We start from the raw sequence: 19,171 nt of genomic DNA, 5'->3' as shown, positions 1-19,171 counted from the left end.
TCACACCCCGCTATGAACCGCAGGCACCTCCAGCGCCGCGAACCCATAATGCCGCAACCACCGCAGATCGCTATCAAAAAACGCCCGCAGATCAGGAATCCCGTATTTCAGCATCGCGATCCGGTCGATGCCCATGCCGAAGGCAAAGCCTTGCCAGTCGTCCGGGTCGATCCCGCCCGAGCGCATCACGTTGGGATGCACCATGCCGGAGCCCAGCACTTCCAGCCAATCGTCGCCCTCGCCGACCTTCACCGTGCCGCCTTCCCAGGAACACTGGATATCCACTTCCGCCGAGGGTTCGGTGAAGGGGAAATGCGAGGCGCGGAACCGGGTCGTGACCTTGGTGCCGAAGGGCGGAGAAGAACTCCTCCAGCACCCATTTCAGGTTCGCCATGGAGATATCACGGTCAATCGCCAAGCCTTCGACCTGATGGAACATCGGCGTATGGGTCTGGTCGTAATCGGCGCGATAGACCCGGCCCGGGCAGATCACCCGGCAAGGCGCGCCATGGGCCTCCATATGCCGGATCTGCACCGGCGAGGTATGGGTGCGCAGCACATGCGGCGGGCGGTTATCCCCCTCGCGCCGGTGGGTGTAGAACGTGTCCATCTCGGCCCGCGCCGGGTGGTGGCCGGGGATGTTCAGCGCGTCGAAGTTGTACCAATCGGTCTCGATCTGCGGCCCCTCGGCCACGGCGAAGCCCATATCGGCGAAAATCGCGGTGACTTCTTCGGTGACCTGGCTGACCGGATGGATCGTGCCCTGCCGCCGGTGGCGCGACGGCAAGGTCACGTCGAGCCACTCGCCCTTCAGCCGCTCGTCCAAGGCCGCATCGCCGAGCGCGGCTTTCTTCGCAGCCAAAGCGCTGTTCACCTCGTCTTTCAGCGCGTTCAGCGCCGGGCCGGCCACTTGCCGCTCCTCGGGCGTCATCTTACCCAACTCGCGCATTTTCAGGCTGATCTCGCCCTTCTTGCCCAGCGCGGCCACCCGCATCTCCTCAAGGGCCGCCTCATCCGCCGCCCCCGCAATGCGCTCAAGCCAACCGCCCCGCAGCGTGTCCAACCCGTCCATCTCAGGTCTCCATATCCGTTCGGGTGTCAGCTATCACAGCACCCTTCGATTGCAAGCCGGGCACCAAAGCCCGAAAATAAAAAGGCCCCGCTGCCGGATCAACCGGCGACGGGGCCCAAAGCTCTGTTAAGGCGAACGCGCAGGTTAGAGCGCGGCCTTGGCCTGGGCCACAATGGCCCCAAACGCCTCGGGTTCATGCACAGCCAGATCGGCCAGCACCTTACGGTCCACTTCGATCCCGGCCAGTGACAGGCCGTTGATGAAGCGCGAATAGGTCAGCGCCTCGTCATGGGCACGCACGGCGGCGTTGATCCGCTGAATCCACAGCGCGCGGAACTGCCGCTTGCGGTTCTTCCGGTCGCGGGTCGCGTATTGGTTGGCCTTGTCGACGGCCTGGGTCGCGGTTTTGAAGTTCGTCGACCGGCGGCCATAATAGCCTTTGGCCTGGTCCACGATCTTCTTGTGACGGCGATGGGTGACGGTTCCACCTTTGGTGCGGGACATATCTCAGACCTCCTTAGCGCGCGTAGGGCATGTAGGATTTGACGATCTTCTCGTCGGGAGCGGACAAGGTCGTCGTCCCCCGCGCGTTGCGGAGAAACTTGTTCGTCCGCTTGATCATCCCGTGCCGTTTGCCCGCCTGAGCGGATTTCACGCGGCCAGAGGCCGTCACCTTGAAGCGCTTCTTGGCGCTCGACTTTGTCTTCATCTTCGGCATTTCCGTCTCCTATTCGGGTCGGTTCAGGCGCGACTCGGCATGCCAATTGGCCGGCCGCACCGATAAGAAAGCGCGATGTAGCGCCGATTGCGCGCCCGCGCAAGGGGTCAGTTCAGGATACGCGCCGCAACCGAGACGAAGGCATCCGGCACAGAGACCAGCGTCAGCCCCTCGGCCGTCTGCAGATGCACAAAAGCGAAGAGGCCCAAGGCGATCACCAAGCTGATGATCGAACGCACCGGCCATATCTTGTCCGCCCAAGCCGAGAAGATCGACGCAAGCGCCAATCCCGTAACCAGCGTGGCGATCACAAGCAGAATATCGTGAGGAACTGTCAAATGGGCGTCAATCCGGCTCGGTTGCGTAAATCAGCCTCTCGGCCACAGGCGCGACCCTGATGATATTCGTTGTGCCCTGAACATTAAAGGGCACACCGGCGGTAACAACGATTTGCTCCTCTTCTGAGGCAAATCCCCCCTCGCGCGCGGCCCGCGCCGCCGAGACCACGGCCAGTTTGAACCGGCTCACTTCACCGGCCGTGATGAAACAATTGGTGCCCCATGTCAGACAGAGCCGCCGCGCCACATGGGTCAGCGGGGTCAGCGCCAAAATCGGCACCGAGGGCCGCTCGCGCGCCACCAAACTCGCGGTATTACCTGATTGGGTGAAGCAACAAATCGCTTTGATATCCGTGGTCTCCGCGATCTCCCGCGCCGAGGCCACGATGCCATCGGCCACCGACGAACGTTTCACATGGCGCGAGGCGCGCATGATCTCGTGATAGGTCGGGTCGGCCTCGACCTCGATGGCGACGTTGTTCATCGTGTTCACGGCTTCGATCGGATAGCCGCCTGCCGCAGATTCGGCGCTCAACATCACAGCATCTGCACCTTCATAGATCGCGGTCGCCACATCCGAGACCTCGGCGCGGGTCGGCACCGGGCTTTCGATCATGCTTTCCAACATCTGCGTCGCCACGATCACCGGCTTGGCCGCCGCGCGGCATTTGCGCACCAGACGTTTCTGGATCGGCGGCACATTCTGCACCGGCAACTCCACGCCCAGATCTCCGCGCGCCACCATAATCCCATCCGAGGCCGTCAGGATTTCGTCAAACGCCTTCTCCGCTGCTGGTTTCTCGATCTTCGACAGGATCGCGGCGCGGCCTTTGGCGAGACCGCGCGCCTCCTCCACATCTTCTTTGCGCTGCACAAAGCTCAGCGCCAGCCAGTCTACGCCCAATTCGCAGACAAACTCCAAATCGCGCCGGTCTTTATCTGACAAGGCCGCCAGCGGCAGCACCACATCGGGCACATTCACACCCTTGCGGTTGGAGATCGGCCCGCCCGCCACAACCACGCACTCGGCGAAATCCGCGCCGCAGGTCTCGACCCTCAGCTTCACCTTGCCGTCATTGACCAAGAGATGCGCGCCAGGTGCCAGGGCTGCGAAAATCTCCGGATGCGGAAGCTGCACCCGCGTCGTGTCGCCCGGCGTCTCGTCCAGATCGAACCGAAACGCCGCGCCATCCTCCATGTCAAAGCCGTGATCATTCGCAACACACACACAGCGCAGTTTTGGCCCCTGCAAATCGGCCAGAATGGCAATCGGGCTGTCCAACTCTTGCTCAATCTGCCGGATGATCTCATGCCGTTTGCGGATCTCGTCATGATCGCCATGGCTCATATTGAGGCGAAACACATCCGCCCCCGCCTCAAACAGCGCTCGGATCATTTCGTAGTCGTTGGACGCAGGGCCCAAGGTGGCGACAATTTTCACGTTGCGCAGGCGTCTCATGAAATAGCAAAGTCCCTTTTTCCGGTCGGATGGTAGCGCTCACATCGGCGTTTGGTCAGCTATGGCCGAAAACCCGGGCCAGGACAACTGAGCGTCCGGCCATGGTCCAACCTCTGTGGCCATTGGGTCCGGTCGCAGATCCGTTCGTCGAACTCACACCATAGCCCTATCAGACCCACATGACCGAATTGTTTCGTGACCACCACCCCAGACGCCGCCACATCTCCCCGGAAATGGGCCAAGGTTTCCTACCTCGACACCGCCCGCCCCTTGCGCTCTAACTCACACGCAGGAGGACAGGCCCATGGTCGACATCGCCACCCGCGTCTACAATCACAAATGGAAGATCGACCCGATCGTCCGCTCCCTGATCGACACGGATTTCTACAAACTCCTGATGTGCCAGTCGGTGTTCCGCAACCGCCCCGACACACAAGTCACCTTCTCGCTGATCAACCGCACCAAACGCATCCCGCTTGCCCGCCTGATCGACGAGGGCGAATTGCGCGAACAGCTTGACCATATCCGCACCCTGCGCCTCCGCCGCGGCGAAAGCACCTGGATGCGCGGCAACACCTTCTATGGCAAACGACAGATGTTCACGCCCGAATTCATGGATTGGTTCGAGGCGCTGCAACTGCCGCCTTACCACCTGGAACGGGTCGGCGACCAATATGAGCTGACGTTTGAGGGCACCTGGCCCGAGGTGATGCTCTGGGAAATCCCCGCGCTCGCCGTGCTGATGGAACTCCGCTCCCGCGCTGTCCTGCGCGACATGGGTAAGTTTGAGTTGCAGGTCCTCTATGCCCGCGCCATGACCAAGCTTTGGGAAAAGGTCGCGCGCCTGAAAGCCATCGATGGCCTCCGCGTCGCCGATTTCGGCACAAGACGCCGCCACTCCTTCCTCTGGCAGGATTGGTGCGTGCAGGCGATGCAAGAGGGCCTCGGCGACGCCTTCGCTGGCACGTCCAACTGCCTGATCGCCAAAAACCGCGACCTGGAGGCCATCGGCACCAACGCCCATGAACTGCCCATGGTCTATGCCGCGCTGGCCGAGACCGACGAGGCGCTGGCGGCCGCGCCCTATGACGTGCTCTCCGATTGGCACGACGAACATGACGGCAACCTGCGCATCATCCTGCCCGACACCTTCGGCACGCGCGGCTTCCTGGCCCACGCGCCCGATTGGCTCACCAAATGGACCGGCATGCGCATCGACAGCGGCGACCCCGCCAAGGGCGCCGAAACCGCAATCGCCTGGTGGAAGGCCCGTGGCGAAGACCCGCGCGAGAAACTGGTGATCTTCTCCGACGGGCTGGACGTCGGCAAGATCGAGGAGCTCCACGCCCAATTCGCCGGCCGCGTCCGGGTCAGCTTCGGCTGGGGCACCCTCCTGACCAACGACTTCCGAGGCCTCGTCCCTGACGACGCCCTGGCCCCGTTTTCGCTGGTGTGTAAAGCTGTGGCGGCAAATGGCACGCCGACCGTGAAGCTGAGCGACAACCCCGAGAAGGCGATGGGGCCGGAGGCCGAGATCGCGCGGTATAAGCGGGTGTTTGGGGTGGGCGAGCAGGAACGGGTGGAGGTTGTGGTTTAGGTGCTGGGGCTAAGCTTCCAGCGCCCTCTCGCTTTAGCTACCGGTTCAATTTTTCCTTTCTGCTTCAAACGATGCATGTGTGATCGAAAGGTGCTTTCTTTGAGCCCCGGGAACACCGCAATTGCGGCTTCGTAGATATCCCTTGCGGCGGCAGGTTCAGCGCGATCTCCGAGAAATTGAAGGATTTTTGTTTCAACCGCTATGCGGTCGATGCTTGTTGAGCGCAAAATCGTGCGATCACCATCTGCATGGCGCTCTACCCGAGCGCGCGACAATAGCCTAATGAGCGCATCCCGTTCATTGCTGAGCCTTGCTATCTTTTGGTCCACCTTCTTTAACTCATCTAGAAGGCGTCGTTCGTATCGGTCATCAACTTGGTCCATTTTGCTCTCGTTGCGGAAAATCCTTGTGCAACATACTACAAAAAATCCGTAGGGAAATACCAAAGATTACAGAGTATAGGGTTGACAATTTCAGCCGCAGACATTATGCATTAAGAGCATAGCTCTTAATGCATAATGTCTGATCAGAGAAGCTCTTTTTCTTGCTTAATGGTGAGAGGATCGTTACAACTCCGTTGAATCGATACCTTCTCGCCTGTACCTCTATGTTCGAAAGTACGCGTAGCTTAGCTTCGCGTGTGCGGGCCACGGGGGCAACCTTGTGGCCCGCAGCGTAATGAGCAGATGCAAGTTCTACATTGATGGCTTTAACTTGTATGAGGGGCGCCTCAAGAAAAGCCGCCACCTCAGATGGCTCAACGTTGTTGCCTTTTCTGAACGCCTCGCAACCGGCGTCGGTGAAGTAGTTCAAATTGAGTACTATACAGCTCACGTCGCGGGCAAAATTGATCGCGAAGGCCAAATCCGACAAGCCACCTACCTACAAGCACTAAGAACCCTACGTCCGAAGCTGCGCCTGCACGTTGGCAAGTTTGCCGTGAAGGAGCGCTGGGTAAAACCGTGCGATCCATTTGAGACGCGGCCGACCGGCATTGCTGCACCGTCTGTAATGCCCGACCTGCTCAAAGCAACTGTAGCACAAGAGAAAGAAAGCGACGTAAAGCTAGCCGTACATCTCCTACATGATGCCGTTCGAGACGAGTACGATACGGCTTTTGTTGTAAGCAATGACTCTGATCTTACAGAAGCCATTCGACTGTCCACCGAAGAATACGGAAAAAATGTGGTTCTAGTGCCCCCGGCTCCAGAACGCGGAGGCGACTTTGCACCACTCGCTCGTAAACTAGAGGACGCTGCTACTCGGGTCCAACACGTGCGAACGCATCTGCTAGAAAACTGCCAGTTTCCGAACTCAGTAATCAAAGACAATGGTCGGCACGTTACGTGTCCTGCTGACTGGAGATAAACCGGCAACACTCCGCACGCTCCCCAAAACGCTTTCACCTGCCCCACGCCTTCTTCGCCTTGATCGGTCGCTACACCGTCATTTTAGCTCGCCTCGTCGCCACCCAAGGTTTCGGGCCATCGTTGTACCGCAACAGTTCCAACCCCACTTGCCGTTCACGTATCAGACCCATACCGGGCCATCCACCCCAAACCCGGCGATCTGACCCCAACGCTACCCCTCAAATCCGCACCCATCCGTATGCACAGGGTGTGTACAGCCCGTGTGCGGGTTGCGCACCCCACCTACCCCACCTCCTCCACCCACCCTTTCAGCATCGCCGCACTCGCCCGCAGCCCCTCTGTCTCTTCCGGCGACAAATCCGGCATCAGCTCCGCGACCACGCCATCCCGCCCGACGACCCGCGGGAGGGAGCAGGCGACCTGGTCCACGCCCAGCACATCCGACACGCAACTGACCGACAAAACCGCCTGTTCATCCGCGATCACGGCGTTCACGATCCGCGCCAGGCCGGCGCCGATCCCGTACCAGGTCGCGCCTTTGCCCTCGATAATCGTATAGGCCGCACGCCGCACACCGGTGTCGATCCGCGCCCGCACATCCGCCGTCAGCGCCGCGCCCACCTGCGCCGCGAATGAGGTCAATTCGACCGAGCCGACCCGGGCATTCGACCAGGCCAGCACCTCCGAATCCCCATGTTCGCCAAGGACATAGGCATGGACCGAGCGCGGCGCGATCCCCAGATGTCGGCCCAAGAGCCAACGGAACCGAGCCGTATCCAAGATCGTGCCAGAGCCAATCACGCGACCCGGGGCCAGCCCCGAAATCCGCTGCGTGATCTGCCCCATGATGTCCACCGGGTTCGACGCCACCAAGAGGATCGCCTCGGGTGCCGCCGCCATCACCTGGCCCACCACGGCCTCAAACACCGCCGCGTTGCGCGACAGAAGCTGAATCCGCGTCTCCCCCGGTTTCTGGCTCACACCCGCTGCCAGAATGACCACCGCCGCGCCCGCCAAATCCTCGTAACCGCCCGCCTCAACCATCACTGGATGCGCAAAGGGCACCGCATGGGCGATGTCCTCCGCCTCCGCCTGCGCGCGTTTCTCGTCGAGATCGACCAACACGATCCGCGAGCCGATCCCCCGCATCACCATGGCGAAGGCCGCTGCCGATCCGACCATACCTGCGCCAACGATTCCGATTTTCATGAGAGGCCTCCTGCGATGTTTTCCACAACTTAGGGGGAGTGGCGCAGAAAGAAGACGGCGAGTCGTCGCTGCGCCGAGACTTGCCGTCACTCACTCCGTCTCGGTCCGTCCCCGCAACGCTTTCACGTCGCCGCGCGCCTTTTTCGCCTTCAGCCGCCGTTCGACCGAGCCGCGGGTCGGTTTGGTCGGCCGCCGCCGTTTCGGCACCACCGTCGCCCGGCGCACCAGCTCCGCCAACCGCTCTCGCGCGATCTCTCGGTTCCGCGCCTGGTGCCGGGTTTCTTGCACGAAGATCACCACCGCCCCGTCTTTGGTCCAGCGCGATCCGGCCAGCCGCCGCAGCCGTCGCTTCACTGCGTCGGACAGGTTGGGCGAGCGCTCAGCTTCAAACCGCAGCTCCACCGCCGTCGAGACCTTGTTCACATTCTGCCCACCCGGGCCCGAGGCGCGGGTAAAGCTCTCGGTCAGTTCCCAGTCTTCAAGGCTGATCTGGTCGGTGATGCGCAGCATGGGCCGCCCTCATTCGCGTCTGTATCATTTCCATACGGGATCCATACCAAATCCATACAGCAATTTCGGCACCAAAAAGGGCCGTACCAATGGCACGACCCTTTTCGAGAAATCAGGAGGTGGGCGCGGTCAGGACCGCTGGTCCACCTGGGATGGGGTTCGCCCCCTAGGGTTGCCTAGCGGCGATCCTCCCAAGCTGTCCCGACGCCATTCTCCAATACCTCTCTAGACACTGGATCACCTCCTTTCATTTGGTTGCTGTTGAGGTGAGCCTGCCACAGATTTTGTGTTTGTCAAAAGAAATTATGCGACATGTGCCAATAATCGGCGGGTGAGGATGCGGAACGGAATCAGCGCCAGGATCGCCAGCGACAGTTTCACCAGCCAATCCGCGAAGGCGAGCGAGACCCAAAGCGGCGCCACCGGCCCGGCCCCAAGCATCGGCAACATCTCTCCGGCCCAGGACACGTCATTGCCCGGCTCAAGGAAGGTCAGACTGGCCGAGAAGGCGATGGTGAAGAAGAGCGCCGTATCCACCGAAGACCCAATGATCGTTGAGAAAACCGGCGCTTTCCACCAAATGCCGTCGCGCATCCGGTCAAAGATGGCGACGTCCAAAAGCTGCGCGGTCAGGAAGGCCAGACCGGAGCCCATCGCGATGCGGAGCGTGACCAGCGGGCCGAACTCGCCCATGATCTGCGTCCCAATCAGCGAGCAAGCAACGCCGACCAAAAACCCAACGAAAACAACGCGCCGGGCAGCAGTCACGCCATAGACGCGGTTCATGACATCGGTGACCAGGAAGGCCAGCGGATAGGTAAACGCCCCCCAGGTCAGCCACTGGCCGAAAAGGAATTGGACGAGGATGTTGGAGGCGACGACAATCGACGCCATGGCCAAAATGCCAGGCAAATACGTGCGGTTCATGTTGTTTTCCGTTTTGACAAGGTGGTCGGAGACTTGGCCCATAATCGGGCGATGGCGCGCAATACGCCCCTTCCGCCCGTCTGACAAGGGTCTTTAGCCCATCACCTTTGCCACCGCGCGCGCCACATAGGGGATGCTGTCGGGTGTCAGACCGGCGATGTTCATCCGCCCGTCGCCCACCACATAAATCGCATGCTCGTCGCGCAGGGTTTCCACCTGCTCGGGCGTGGCGCCGATCAGCGAGAACATGCCGCGATTGCTGGCCAGAAAGCCGAACCGGTCCGAGCCCGTCTCGGCCCGCAAAGCCTCGGCGATCGATTGCCGCGTGGCACTCATCCCCTCGCGCATCTCTCTGAGCTCCGTTCGCCAGGTCTCGGTAAGGGCCGGATCGGTGAGGATCGTCTCCACCACCCGCGCGCCGTGATCCGGCGGGAAGGAATAATTCTGTCGGTTGAGGAACGCCAATGTCGCCTGTGCTTTGGCTTGGGTTTTGTCATCCGCCGTGATCGCAAAGGCGATCCCGACGCGGTCACGATAAAGCCCGAAATTCTTTGAGCAGCTGGCGGCGATCAACACTTCCGGCAGCATACCCGCCAAGATACGGGTGCCCGCCGCATCCTCCTCAAGTCCCTCGCCAAAGCCCTGATAAGCGATGTCAACAAACGGAATCGCACCGGTGCGCTGCAGCAGCGCGCCCACATCCCGCCAGTCTTGCAACGATAGCTCGACACCCGACGGGTTGTGGCAGCAACCATGCAGCAGCACCACATCGCCCGGCTTCGCCTCAGCCAAATCTCCCATCATCCCGTCGCGATCCAACCCGCCGGTTTCAGGGTCATAATAGCGATAGAGCCGCAGGTTCAGGCCAAGATACCCGGCAATTGAGCGGTGATTGGGCCAGGATGGGTCGCTGATCCAGACGGTCGCATCCGGCGTGAGGTTGCGGGTCAGCTCGAGAATCTGCCGCACGGCCCCGGTGCCGCCCGGCGTGGCCAGCGCAGCCACCCGCGACGCTGGTACCGTATTGCCAAGGATCAAGTCGCGCATGACGGCGTGAAACCCTGGATCACCCGCCAGTCCCAGATAACTCTTTGTTTCCTGGCTTTGCCAAATCCGCTCTTCGGCCTGCTTGACCGCGGCCATAACCGGTGTCCGCCCATCGGCGGTGCGATACACGCCAACGCCTAGATCAACCTTTTGCGGGCGCTCATCGGCGGCATAAAGCGCCATGATGCGCAGAATTTGATCGGTCTCGGGCGGGGTCAGTGTCTCAAACATGGTGTGGCCTTCAGGCAGGAAAAAGCGACGGATCACGGTCGCGAGTCAGAATGCAGGTTTTGTCTTCGGTGCGCATCGGACGGAACCCGACCCGTTGATAAAGGTCCAGGGCCCGTGGGTGGTCAAGCGTGCAGGTGTTGACCGTCATCCGCCGAACGCCCTCGCCAGCCCAGCCTTTCGCAAGCGCCGTGCGCAGCAATTTGCCGCCCAAACCTTGGCCGACCGCTTCGGGCACCATCCCGAAATAGGCGAGATCGCAGGTGCCGGCTTGGCGGAAATCAAGCTGGAAGAATCCTTGCGGCCACCCCTGAGCGCTGGCCACCCAAAGCTCGACCGCCGGGTCCTGCACAAAGGCGCGCACAACCTCTGGGTCTTCACGATGCTTATCCTGCCACTCATAAGCGCGGCCCACAGCGTCATAGAGCGCCAGGAAATACCACGCGGGCGGACGGATCGCATGATCCAGCCGCACGCCTTCGGGCAGCAGCGGGGCCGGATCATTCGGGCCGTCCAACATCTCAAGATAGGTGATCCGATAGGGCAGCTCCGTGCCCGCTTTGATCAAACTCATCCGGTCGCCACTTTCAACTGCTCGAACTGGCCCCATTCCGCCCAGGAGCCATCGTAAAGCGCCACATCGCGATGGCCGAGCCGGTCGAGCGCCAGCATCAAAATCGCTGCGGTCACGCCCGATCCGCAGGTGGTGATCACCCGTTTGTCCAAATCTACGCCGGCGCTTTCAAACGCCGCACGCAAAGCATCGCCCGCTTTCATCGTGCCATCGGCATTAAGCAGGCTCGCGTAATGCACATTCATCGAGCCGGGAATACGCCCCGCACGCAGACCGGGCCGGGCCTCGGGCTCTTCGCCCTTAAAGCGACTTGGAGAGCGGGCATCGACAATCTGCCAATCCCCGAGCTTCGAGGCCGAGGCCACTTGCGTCACGTCTTTCACCAGATGCGCCTGCCGCTGCACGGTAATGTGTCGGTCGCGCAGAACGGGCGGCATATCCTCCACCGGTCGCCCTTCGGCCTGCCATTTTGGGAAGCCGCCATCCAGAACCGCGATGTCGGTCTTGCCCATTAGCCGGAACAGCCACCATATCCGCGCGGCCGAGAACAGTCCGGCGCCGTCATAGGCCACGACCTGATGGCCATCACCCACGCCCATGGCGCGCATCCGGCTGATGAATTTTTCCACCGGCGGCGCCATATGCGGCAACTCGCTGCGGTGATCGCTGATCTCATCAATATCAAAAAACCGCGCGCCGGGGATATGGCTGGCCTCATATTCCGCCCGTGCGTCGCGGCCCATTCCGGACAGGTAATAGGAGGCGTCGATCACCCTAAGGTCGGGGTCGGTTAGATGCGCCGCCAACCAGTCGGTGGAGACCAGGGTTTTCGGATCATCGGCGGACATATCTCGGCCTTTCTGGACTGTCTTCAATCTGCCGAATAGCCCTACGCATAAGGCTTGACGCTGGCAAGGGGCGCGGAGCCGCAGGCCTACCCCTCGCGGAGCAGCCGTGCCTTTTGACGCTGCCAATCGCGTTTGGCTTCCGTCGCGCGTTTGTCGTGGTTCTTCTTACCTTTGGCGATGCCGATTTTCAGCTTCACCAGCCCCCGGTGGTTGAAATACATCACCAGCGGGACAAGGGTCATCCCCTCGCGCTGCGTCGCGTTCCAGAGCTTCGAAAGCTCCTTGCGGCTGACCAGGAGTTTCCGCCGCCGCCGCTCTTCATGGGCAAAGGTTTTGGCCTGCAGATAGGGCGCGATATAGCTGTTCACCAACCACAGCTCGCCATTCTCCACCGCGGCGTAGCTCTCGGCGATATTCGAGCCACCCGCGCGCAGCGATTTGACCTCGGAACCTTCCAGGATGATCCCAACCTCAAGATCATCCTCGATGGCATAGTCATACCGCGCCCGCCGGTTCTCGGCGATCACCTTGTAATTCGGGTTATCGGGTTTCTTAGCCATGGGGGCGGGATATAGGCACTTACGTCTCCGGGTGCCAGCCCGGCGGGACATCGACGGTTTCGATCCAGGGCTTGATATCGAGCAGCGGCGTGCCGTCAAACGCATCAATCGCGTCGATTTCGACCACCGCACCGTCAATCCCGGTGATCAGCACCGTGGCCAGCGCAATCGGATTTGGCCGGACGGGGGAGCGGAGCGCAAAGGTGCCACGCGGACCATCGGCATGGGCCGGTGTCTGCACGATCAGGTCACGCTCCCCCGGTCGACCCAATAGAGCAGTTGCACCGCTTGCCCGACGTTCAGCCCGGTCAACGCAGGCGCATAAGCCGGATCAAGCTCGATCCGGGCCGCTTCCCCAGTCTCCCGGGCTTGCCGGATGTTTTTCGGCGCGTTCCCCTTCGACCATGGCGAGCGGATACGTCCAATGAAGGTCAGCCCCGCGTCGACCCGGTCCCCCGGATCGAAGCCAAGCGCGACCTCGCCTGGGCGCTGACCACTCATCTCAGTTGATCAGTCCGGCATGCCGCATACCGCTTTCAATCGCGGCTTTTGTGCTGTCCTCAACGCCGGTCAACGGCAAGCGCACCTCATCAGAGCAACGCCCCAGAACCGACAGACTATATTTCGCCCCAGACAGCCCCGGCTCAATGAAAATCGCCTCATGCAGGGGCATCAGACGGTCCTGATACTCCAGCGCCTTGGCATAGTCGCCAGCCAGCGTCGCCGCCTGCATCTCAGCGCAAAGCTTTGGCGCGACATTGGCGGTCACGCTGATACAGCCATGCCCGCCTTGCGCGTTGAACCCAACCGCCGTTGCGTCTTCGCCCGAAAGCTGGATGAACTCCGTGCCGCAAGTGATCCGCTGCTGCGGCACGCGGGAAAGGTCCGCGGTCGCGTCTTTCACCCCGACGATATTGGGTAGCTTGGCCAGTTCCCCCATTGTCGCGGGCGTCATGTCGATCACCGAGCGCGGCGGAATGTTGTAGATGATGATCGGAATACCGACCTCATTCAGGGCCGAAAAATGCGCGATCAACCCGCGCTGCGTCGGCTTGTTGTAATAGGGCGTAACCACCAAAGCGGCCGCCGCCCCGACGGCTTTCGCATGTTCCACAAACCGGATCGCCTCGACCGTGTTGTTCGACCCCGCACCGGCGATCACCGGCACCCGGCCAGCCGCCGTTTCGACGACAGCGGCGATCACCTGCTCGTGCTCGTCATGAGACAGGGTCGGGCTTTCGCCAGTCGTCCCCACAGGCACCAACCCGGTGCTGCCTTCCGCAATTTGCCACTCCACCAGTTTCTTCAGCGCGTCAAAGTCCACTGCGCCGTTCGCAAACGGCGTGACCAATGCGGGCATTGAGCCTTTAAACATCACACGCTTCCTTATCAGTGGGTAAAGCCGGGATCGGCGAAATCGCGCGGACAATATCCCCAGATGCGGGAATTGCCAAGTTCGTGTGTTGCAAGCGGGCGCGACCCTCTTATCCTAAGGGGGACCCCTATGCCGGAGCCCCACATGCGCGCCTATCTTCTTGCCGTTTTCGCCGCCCTGATGCCTTTGCCTGTGGCGGCGAATCCCGATGCAATCGGTGTGGCCTTGGCCGCCATCGGCGCACAAGATTTTGATCTGGCCGCCGAGGCGACGCGGCAGATTGATGACGAAGCGGGCCGCGATGTGGTCACCTGGGCCCGGCTTCGGGCCCGCCAAGGCCGGTTCGAGGAATATGTTGATTTCTTGGACCGCAATGCGGATTGGCCCGGCCTGCCGCTTCTGCGGGCGCGGGGTGAGCGGAACATCCCGCAGAGCGCCAACCCCGCCACGGTCATCGCCTATTTCGGGCCGCAACCACCCGAAACCGGCACCGGCAGCTTGCGCCTGGCCGAAGCGCTGATCGCAACCGGTGAGAGGGACGCCGCCCACGCCGAAATCATCCGAGCCTGGACAACGATGACGCTGACCACGGCACAGTTCGACACGATCTTGTCGGAATACGGTTCGATCTTGGCCGACCATCATATCGCCCGGCTCGACAACCTGCTTTGGGAGGGGGAAGAGGACCGGGCGCGGCAGATGGAGGATATGGTCCCTGCTGGCTGGCGCGCGCTATCGGAGGCTCGGATCGCACTGCGCGAGCGCCGCACCGGGGTGGATAGTTTGATCGAGGCAGTGCCGGAAGCGTTACAATCTGACCCCGGCCTGGCCTTCGAACGGTTCCTCTGGCGGATGCGCGCCGATCTTTGGGATCGGGCCGCAGATTTGCTTCTGGCCAGGAGCACGTCAGTCGAGACGCTCGGCCGCGCCACCGAATGGGGCAATCGCCGCGCCACATTGGCCCGCGATGTCGCCAGAGAGGGTGATTTCGACCGCGCCTATCAGATTGCCGCGTCGCATTTCATCGACCCGAGCGCGGATTATATCCGATATGCCGATCTGGAGTGGATCGCGGGCTATGCTGCATTACAACTCGGCAATGCCGACCAAGCCGTGACCCATTTCAGCAATTTCCGAGAGGTTGTGTTCAGCCCGATCAGCGTCGGGCGTGCGGGTTATTGGCTGGGCCGTGCGTATGAAGCAGCGGGCAATGCGGAGGCCGCTGCAGAAGCCTACGCCCTTGGCGCAGCGTATCAATCAAGCTTCTACGGTCAGCTTGCCGCCGAACGAGGCGATCTACCAACCGACCCGGCGTTTTTGGCGGATGAAACCTATGGCAACTGGCGCAATGCTGCCTTCATGGGTTCCTCTGTGCTGCGCGCCGCATTGGTCCTCTACGAAGGTGGCGAGGTGGATTTGGCCGAACGCTTCATGACGCACCTGACCGAGAGCCTCTCACGCGAAGAGGCCGGACAGCTTGGCGATCTCGCCTTCGACCTGGGTAACCCGCATATCGCGCTGATGATCGCCAAACGCGCGGCACAACAAGGCCATGAGATCATGCGCGCCTATTACCCGGTGACCGAACTGGCCGAGGCCGATTTGGCCGCCCCGCCCAGCCTCAACCTCTCGATTGCCCGCCGCGAGTCCGAGTTCGACCCGGGCGTGATCAGCTCCGCTGGCGCAATCGGCCTGATGCAGGTGATGCCGGGCACCGGACGGGGGCAAGCCAACCGCCTGGGGCTGGAGTTCAGCGAGGCGCGCCTCTTGAGCGACCCGGCGTATAACGCGGTTCTGGGTGCCGGATATCTGGCCTATCTGACCGAAGAGTTTGGGACCAACCCGGTGCTTCTCGCCGCCGCCTACAATGCGGGTCCAAGCCGCGCCCGCGCATGGGTCGAGCGGTTTGGTGACCCGCGCGACCCATCGGTGGATGTGATCGATTGGATCGAGGCGATCCCGTTCAACGAGACCCGGAATTACATCATGCGGGTGACCGAAAGCCTGGCGATCTATGAGGCACAACTGACCGGTGCGCTGGCCCCGCCGACGCTGACCAGCCGTCTTACGATGCCTTAGCCCGCGCCCGCCAAAGGGTGAAGAGCCCGGCCGCCACGACCAGCCCGCCGCCGATGACCACATTCGTTCGCAGCGTCTCGCCAAACACCAACAGGCCCAAGGCTGAGGCGAAGACCAGTTGCAGATAGGCAAAGGGCTGCACCGCGCTCGCCTCGGCCACCTCATAGACCTTGATGAGGAGCCAATGGCCCGCCACGCCGGTAACACAGAGCGCGGCCATCCAGACCCAGTCCGGCCCGCTCATTGGTTCCCAGAACCAGACCCCGATGACCGTCATCACCACTGCACCAACAGTCCCGGTCCAGAAGAAACTCGTCGCCGCGTCATCCTTGCGCGCCGCATAGCGGGTCAAAAGCCCGTAAAGCGCGAACATAAACGCCGCCGCGAGCGGCACCAGCGCCTCAATCTCGAACACGCGCACACCGGGCTGCAAAATGATCAAGACCCCGACAAAGCCGACCGCGATAGCCGCCCATCTGCGCCAGCCGACCTTCTCCCCCAGAATCGGTCCTGACAAAGCCGCGATCAACAACGGGTAGCAGGCAAAAACCGCGTGGCTCTCCACCAGGCCAAGCAGCACGAAGGCCCCCACCATCACGCAGATTTCCAGCGACAGAAGCATGCCCCGAAACGCTTGTAGCACCGGCTGTCTCGTCGCCGCCGCTGCTCGCACACCGCCAGCCTGGCGGGCCGCGATGGCGATCACAAAGGCAGCGAAAAACCAATAGCGGATCATCACCACCATCAGCACGTTGTATTCCCCTGCCAGATGCCGACTGATCCCGTCCTGGATGGCGAAGACGAAGGTCGTGGCGACCATCAGCCAGATCCCGAGCCGCGTGTTCTGTACCGTCATCTGAGTCGCCCCACCGACATATGCCGCTTGCGGCCAAACCCCGGCACCCGGGTCACATCGAAGCCCGCCACGTTCAACGCACGGCGCACATCACCCGCCGCCGTGTAGGTCGCAAAGGTCCCTCCGGGGGCCGTATGCCGGGCGACATCGACCATCAAAGGGGCCTCCCAAAGCTCCGGGTTTTTGGCGGGCGAAAACCCGTCAAGGAACCAAGCATCGGCCTGCCCGTCCCAAGCTGGCAGCGTCTGACGCGCGTCGCCCTGGATCACCTGGAAGCTCATAATCGGCGCCGGCCAACTTCGGCGGCACGCAGGCCGTTTGATCAATGATAAGCACATCGCCCGGCAGGTCCGGAAACTGCGCCAGCGCCTTCGACATCTCGGTCATTGGCATCGGAAACGCTTCAAAGCTGGTGAAATGCAGCTTGCCACCCACACCGGCGGCGCGAAACGCGGCCAATGCTGTCAGAAAATTCAACCCCGTCCCAAACCCCAATTCGGCGATCCGAAACCCTGGCACGAACCGCGCGGGCAGGTCATTACCCGCCAAAAACACATGCCGCGTTTCAGCCAGGCCATTTTCCAGCGAGTAATACGGGTCGTCAAACAGCGTCGAGACCGGCACATTACCGCCTCGCCAGTCCACCCGCTCTCTCTGGCGCTCCGCCATGGCCTGCCCTAAACCCTTGGAAATCGCGGGTGACTTTGGGCAAGCGGCGAAGGATTGGCAATGACAGATGTGACGGTGCATGGCGCGGGGATTTTCGGCCTCTCGGTGGCCTGGGTCTGCGCGCGCCGTGGGGCGACCGTCCGCGTCATCGACCCAAACGGCGTGGGGCAAGGGGCCAGCAACGGGCTGGTCGGTGCCTTGGCCCCGCACGTGCCGGAAAACTGGAACGATAAGAAACAGCTGCAATTCGACAGCCTGGTGATGGCCGAAACGATGTGGGCCGAGGTTGCCGAACTCTCCGGTGAAGACCCTGGCTATGCCCGTCTTGGCCGGTTGCAGCCGATCGTTGATGAGGCGGAGTTGGCCCTTGCGGAGGCGCGTGTGGAAAGTGCCAAGCCGCTCTGGCAGAGCAAATTCGCTTGGCAAATCGTCCCGCAAGACGCCTATGCGCCCTACGCCACGTCGCCGACCGGCCTCTTAATCCATGATACGCTCAGCGCCCGCGCGCATCCCCGCCGATGCACCGCCGCCCTCGCCAAAGCGCTGAGGGCGCTTGGGGTCGAGATCACCACGGACGGCCCGGCCATAGGAAAACAGGTCTGGGCAACTGGTGTCGCGGGTTTAGAGGAGCTGTCTGACGCCCTTGGCACCACCGTGGGAAATGGGGTCAAAGGCCAGGCCGCGCTGCTCGATTTCTCCGCGCCTGAGATGCCGCAACTCTTCGCCGACAGCTTGCACATCATCCCGCATACCGACGGGACCACGGCCATCGGCTCAACTTCCGAACGCGACTATACCGATCCGGGAAGCACCGACGCGCAGCTTGACGCGCTCATCGCCAAAGCCCGCACCCTCTGCCCGCCGCTGGCGGAGGCCAAAATCCTCACCCAGTGGGCCGGCCTGCGCCCCCGCGCCCGGTCTCGCGCCCCGATGTTGGGACATCACCCAACCAAACCGGGCCAGTTCATTGCCAATGGCGGGTTCAAAATCGGCTTCGGCATGGCCCCGATCATCGGCGAGATCATGGCCGACCTGATCCTCGACAACCATGATCGTATCCCCGAGAGCTTTCGCCCCGAGGCAAGCCTGCGCAAAAGCTAATCGCCCTTGCTTCTCTGCTTCAAAAATATCCCCGCCGGAGGCTCCCGTGGGGACCACTGACCCCGACGCTCAGGGGCTCTCCAACCCGGCCGCAACACGCAATTCCGACATTAACTCGTTGAGCGAAACGAGATTCCGGTCATTCGTCAGACGCCCATCCGCATCAAACTGCCCGCTGGCCTCGCCGACTAGAACCTCCGGCCCCGGTATCAGCCGCGGTCGAAATGGTCGAAGCGCCAGAACCAGGCTCGATTGTGTCCGCTCACCGCCCGCACGCCCCGCCGTGGCTGACAGAATTGCCAGCGGCTTCTCGCGCCAAGGGCCACCTTTTGTCCGACTCACCCAGTCCAGGGCATTCTTCAACACGCCTGACAACGCCTTGTTGTATTCCGGCCCCGCGATCACCACCGCATCCGCGGCTGCGATCTGATCGGCCAAGGTCTGCACGACGGCGGGAATGCCCTCGGCGTCTTCCAAATCACCGTCATAGAGAGGCAACCGCAAATCACCCTCGACGAACTCCGCAGGCTGAAACACCCGCGCCGCCTCGTGCATCAATTTGCGATTAAACGATCCTGCCCGCAGCGACCCGCAGATCCCCAGCAACTTGCCCGATGCCATCCTTGCCTCATTC

Annotated in this window: 21 protein-coding genes and 2 pseudogenes; 4 read left to right on the top strand and 19 right to left on the bottom strand. The window is 61.8% G+C overall.

Going from position 1 to position 19,171, the window contains the following annotated elements; all coding sequences use genetic code 11:
* The 5 genes and pseudogenes from pheS to pyk all read right to left on the bottom strand — a co-directional run bounded on the left by pheS (position 1) and on the right by pyk (position 3,587).
* A pseudogene (pheS, locus tag QTA57_RS06660) lies at positions 1-1,072 on the bottom strand (phenylalanine--tRNA ligase subunit alpha).
* Between the two features lie 144 nt (positions 1,073-1,216).
* The gene (gene rplT, locus QTA57_RS06655) at positions 1,217-1,576 is read right to left on the bottom strand and encodes a 50S ribosomal protein L20 (protein ID WP_145214648.1); all 360 of its coding nucleotides are present in this window, start codon (positions 1,574-1,576) and stop codon (positions 1,217-1,219) included.
* A gap of 13 nt (positions 1,577-1,589) precedes the next feature.
* A complete protein-coding gene (gene rpmI / locus QTA57_RS06650; protein WP_145214645.1) occupies positions 1,590-1,790 on the bottom strand; it encodes a 50S ribosomal protein L35 in 201 nt (66 codons plus the stop codon).
* A gap of 107 nt (positions 1,791-1,897) precedes the next feature.
* Positions 1,898-2,101: a hypothetical protein gene (locus QTA57_RS06645; protein WP_171567029.1), complete on the bottom strand. Its 204-nt coding sequence runs from the start codon at positions 2,099-2,101 to the stop codon at positions 1,898-1,900.
* A 34-nt stretch (positions 2,102-2,135) separates the two neighbouring features.
* A complete protein-coding gene (gene pyk, locus QTA57_RS06640) occupies positions 2,136-3,587 on the bottom strand; it encodes a pyruvate kinase (RefSeq protein ID WP_290154204.1) in 1,452 nt (483 codons plus the stop codon).
* Between the two features lie 304 nt (positions 3,588-3,891).
* On the opposite strand from pyk, the gene pncB reads away from it, so the two are divergent.
* Positions 3,892-5,184: a nicotinate phosphoribosyltransferase gene (pncB, locus tag QTA57_RS06635; RefSeq protein ID WP_290154203.1), complete on the top strand. Its 1,293-nt coding sequence runs from the start codon at positions 3,892-3,894 to the stop codon at positions 5,182-5,184.
* On the opposite strand, the gene QTA57_RS06630 is transcribed toward pncB, so the two are convergent.
* Positions 5,181-5,567, bottom strand: coding sequence for a hypothetical protein (locus QTA57_RS06630; RefSeq protein ID WP_290154202.1), 387 nt, complete (start codon positions 5,565-5,567; stop codon positions 5,181-5,183). The genes pncB and QTA57_RS06630 overlap by 4 nt on opposite strands.
* 280 nt (positions 5,568-5,847) lie before the next feature.
* Between QTA57_RS06630 and QTA57_RS06625 the strand changes: the two genes are divergently transcribed.
* Positions 5,848-6,552, top strand: coding sequence for an NYN domain-containing protein (locus QTA57_RS06625; protein ID WP_290154201.1), 705 nt, complete (start codon positions 5,848-5,850; stop codon positions 6,550-6,552).
* Positions 6,553-6,836: 284 nt separating this feature from the next.
* On the opposite strand, the gene QTA57_RS06620 is transcribed toward QTA57_RS06625, so the two are convergent.
* The 10 genes from QTA57_RS06620 to dapA form a co-directional block, all read right to left on the bottom strand.
* Entirely contained in the window at positions 6,837-7,763 is a 927-nt protein-coding gene (locus QTA57_RS06620; protein WP_290154200.1) for an L-lactate dehydrogenase, read from the bottom strand.
* Positions 7,764-7,853: 90 nt separating this feature from the next.
* The gene (arfB, locus tag QTA57_RS06615; RefSeq protein WP_290154199.1) at positions 7,854-8,273 is read right to left on the bottom strand and encodes an alternative ribosome rescue aminoacyl-tRNA hydrolase ArfB; all 420 of its coding nucleotides are present in this window, start codon (positions 8,271-8,273) and stop codon (positions 7,854-7,856) included.
* A 303-nt stretch (positions 8,274-8,576) separates the two neighbouring features.
* Entirely contained in the window at positions 8,577-9,200 is a 624-nt protein-coding gene (locus QTA57_RS06610; protein WP_290154198.1) for a queuosine precursor transporter, read from the bottom strand.
* 93 nt (positions 9,201-9,293) lie between these two features.
* The gene (locus QTA57_RS06605; RefSeq protein ID WP_290154197.1) at positions 9,294-10,478 is read right to left on the bottom strand and encodes an amino acid aminotransferase; all 1,185 of its coding nucleotides are present in this window, start codon (positions 10,476-10,478) and stop codon (positions 9,294-9,296) included.
* A gap of 10 nt (positions 10,479-10,488) precedes the next feature.
* Positions 10,489-11,049, bottom strand: a complete 561-nt coding sequence (locus tag QTA57_RS06600) for a GNAT family N-acetyltransferase (protein ID WP_290154196.1) — start codon at positions 11,047-11,049, stop codon at positions 10,489-10,491.
* A complete protein-coding gene (gene sseA / locus QTA57_RS06595; RefSeq protein WP_171560278.1) occupies positions 11,046-11,897 on the bottom strand; it encodes a 3-mercaptopyruvate sulfurtransferase in 852 nt (283 codons plus the stop codon). The genes QTA57_RS06600 and sseA overlap by 4 nt, the downstream gene beginning before the upstream one ends.
* 86 nt (positions 11,898-11,983) lie before the next feature.
* Complete coding sequence (gene smpB / locus QTA57_RS06590) at positions 11,984-12,457, bottom strand: SsrA-binding protein SmpB (protein WP_171560277.1); 474 nt, start codon at positions 12,455-12,457, stop codon at positions 11,984-11,986.
* Positions 12,458-12,476: 19 nt separating this feature from the next.
* On the bottom strand, positions 12,477-12,698 hold the full coding sequence (locus QTA57_RS06585) for a TrmO family methyltransferase domain-containing protein (protein ID WP_290154195.1): 222 nt from the start codon (positions 12,696-12,698) through the stop codon (positions 12,477-12,479).
* 2 nt (positions 12,699-12,700) lie between these two features.
* Positions 12,701-12,958 carry a hypothetical protein gene (locus QTA57_RS06580; protein WP_290154194.1) on the bottom strand — a complete coding sequence of 86 codons (258 nt, stop codon included), beginning with the start codon at positions 12,956-12,958 and terminating at the stop codon, positions 12,701-12,703.
* Position 12,959: 1 nt separating this feature from the next.
* Positions 12,960-13,832: a 4-hydroxy-tetrahydrodipicolinate synthase gene (gene dapA, locus QTA57_RS06575; RefSeq protein WP_290154193.1), complete on the bottom strand. Its 873-nt coding sequence runs from the start codon at positions 13,830-13,832 to the stop codon at positions 12,960-12,962.
* Positions 13,833-13,961: 129 nt separating this feature from the next.
* On the opposite strand from dapA, the gene QTA57_RS06570 reads away from it, so the two are divergent.
* On the top strand, positions 13,962-15,911 hold the full coding sequence (locus QTA57_RS06570) for a lytic transglycosylase domain-containing protein (RefSeq protein ID WP_290154192.1): 1,950 nt from the start codon (positions 13,962-13,964) through the stop codon (positions 15,909-15,911).
* Here QTA57_RS06570 and QTA57_RS06565 read toward each other — a convergent pair.
* Both QTA57_RS06565 and mnmD read right to left on the bottom strand, forming a co-directional pair.
* The gene (locus QTA57_RS06565; RefSeq protein ID WP_290154191.1) at positions 15,898-16,767 is read right to left on the bottom strand and encodes a DMT family transporter; all 870 of its coding nucleotides are present in this window, start codon (positions 16,765-16,767) and stop codon (positions 15,898-15,900) included. The genes QTA57_RS06570 and QTA57_RS06565 overlap by 14 nt on opposite strands.
* A pseudogene (gene mnmD / locus QTA57_RS06560) lies at positions 16,764-17,436 on the bottom strand (tRNA (5-methylaminomethyl-2-thiouridine)(34)-methyltransferase MnmD). The gene QTA57_RS06565 and the pseudogene mnmD overlap by 4 nt, the downstream one beginning before the upstream one ends.
* A gap of 60 nt (positions 17,437-17,496) precedes the next feature.
* Here mnmD and QTA57_RS06555 point away from each other — a divergent pair.
* Entirely contained in the window at positions 17,497-18,537 is a 1,041-nt protein-coding gene (locus QTA57_RS06555) for an NAD(P)/FAD-dependent oxidoreductase (protein WP_290154190.1), read from the top strand.
* Positions 18,538-18,606: 69 nt separating this feature from the next.
* Here the strand turns inward: QTA57_RS06555 and QTA57_RS06550 are convergent, their stop codons facing one another.
* A complete protein-coding gene (locus tag QTA57_RS06550) occupies positions 18,607-19,158 on the bottom strand; it encodes an NADPH-dependent FMN reductase (protein WP_290154189.1) in 552 nt (183 codons plus the stop codon).
* Between the last annotated feature and the right edge of the window lie 13 nt (positions 19,159-19,171).

Source organism: Fontisubflavum oceani (genome assembly GCF_030407165.1).
GTDB lineage: Bacteria > Pseudomonadota > Alphaproteobacteria > Rhodobacterales > Rhodobacteraceae > Rhodophyticola > Rhodophyticola oceani.
Note: the sequence above shows the minus strand (reverse complement) of the source record. Positions and strands in the feature narration are given on the sequence as shown.

Excerpts from the sequence above, each read along its gene's own strand:
- rplT (WP_145214648.1), bottom strand. The coding sequence starts at position 1,576 with ATGTCCCGCACCAAAGGTGGAACCGTCACCCATCGCCGTCACAAGAAG.
- rpmI (WP_145214645.1), bottom strand. The coding sequence starts at position 1,790 with ATGCCGAAGATGAAGACAAAGTCGAGCGCCAAGAAGCGCTTCAAGGTG.
- pyk (WP_290154204.1), bottom strand. The coding sequence starts at position 3,587 with ATGAGACGCCTGCGCAACGTGAAAATTGTCGCCACCTTGGGCCCTGCG.
- pncB (WP_290154203.1), top strand. The coding sequence starts at position 3,892 with ATGGTCGACATCGCCACCCGCGTCTACAATCACAAATGGAAGATCGAC.
- QTA57_RS06630 (WP_290154202.1), bottom strand. The coding sequence starts at position 5,567 with ATGGACCAAGTTGATGACCGATACGAACGACGCCTTCTAGATGAGTTA.
- QTA57_RS06620 (WP_290154200.1), bottom strand. The coding sequence starts at position 7,763 with ATGAAAATCGGAATCGTTGGCGCAGGTATGGTCGGATCGGCAGCGGCC.
- arfB (WP_290154199.1), bottom strand. The coding sequence starts at position 8,273 with ATGCTGCGCATCACCGACCAGATCAGCCTTGAAGACTGGGAACTGACC.
- QTA57_RS06610 (WP_290154198.1), bottom strand. The coding sequence starts at position 9,200 with ATGAACCGCACGTATTTGCCTGGCATTTTGGCCATGGCGTCGATTGTC.
- QTA57_RS06605 (WP_290154197.1), bottom strand. The coding sequence starts at position 10,478 with ATGTTTGAGACACTGACCCCGCCCGAGACCGATCAAATTCTGCGCATC.
- QTA57_RS06600 (WP_290154196.1), bottom strand. The coding sequence starts at position 11,049 with ATGAGTTTGATCAAAGCGGGCACGGAGCTGCCCTATCGGATCACCTAT.
- sseA (WP_171560278.1), bottom strand. The coding sequence starts at position 11,897 with ATGTCCGCCGATGATCCGAAAACCCTGGTCTCCACCGACTGGTTGGCG.
- smpB (WP_171560277.1), bottom strand. The coding sequence starts at position 12,457 with ATGGCTAAGAAACCCGATAACCCGAATTACAAGGTGATCGCCGAGAAC.
- QTA57_RS06580 (WP_290154194.1), bottom strand. The coding sequence starts at position 12,958 with ATGAGTGGTCAGCGCCCAGGCGAGGTCGCGCTTGGCTTCGATCCGGGG.
- dapA (WP_290154193.1), bottom strand. The coding sequence starts at position 13,832 with ATGTTTAAAGGCTCAATGCCCGCATTGGTCACGCCGTTTGCGAACGGC.
- QTA57_RS06570 (WP_290154192.1), top strand. The coding sequence starts at position 13,962 with ATGCCGGAGCCCCACATGCGCGCCTATCTTCTTGCCGTTTTCGCCGCC.
- QTA57_RS06565 (WP_290154191.1), bottom strand. The coding sequence starts at position 16,767 with ATGACGGTACAGAACACGCGGCTCGGGATCTGGCTGATGGTCGCCACG.
- QTA57_RS06555 (WP_290154190.1), top strand. The coding sequence starts at position 17,497 with ATGACAGATGTGACGGTGCATGGCGCGGGGATTTTCGGCCTCTCGGTG.
- QTA57_RS06550 (WP_290154189.1), bottom strand. The coding sequence starts at position 19,158 with ATGGCATCGGGCAAGTTGCTGGGGATCTGCGGGTCGCTGCGGGCAGGA.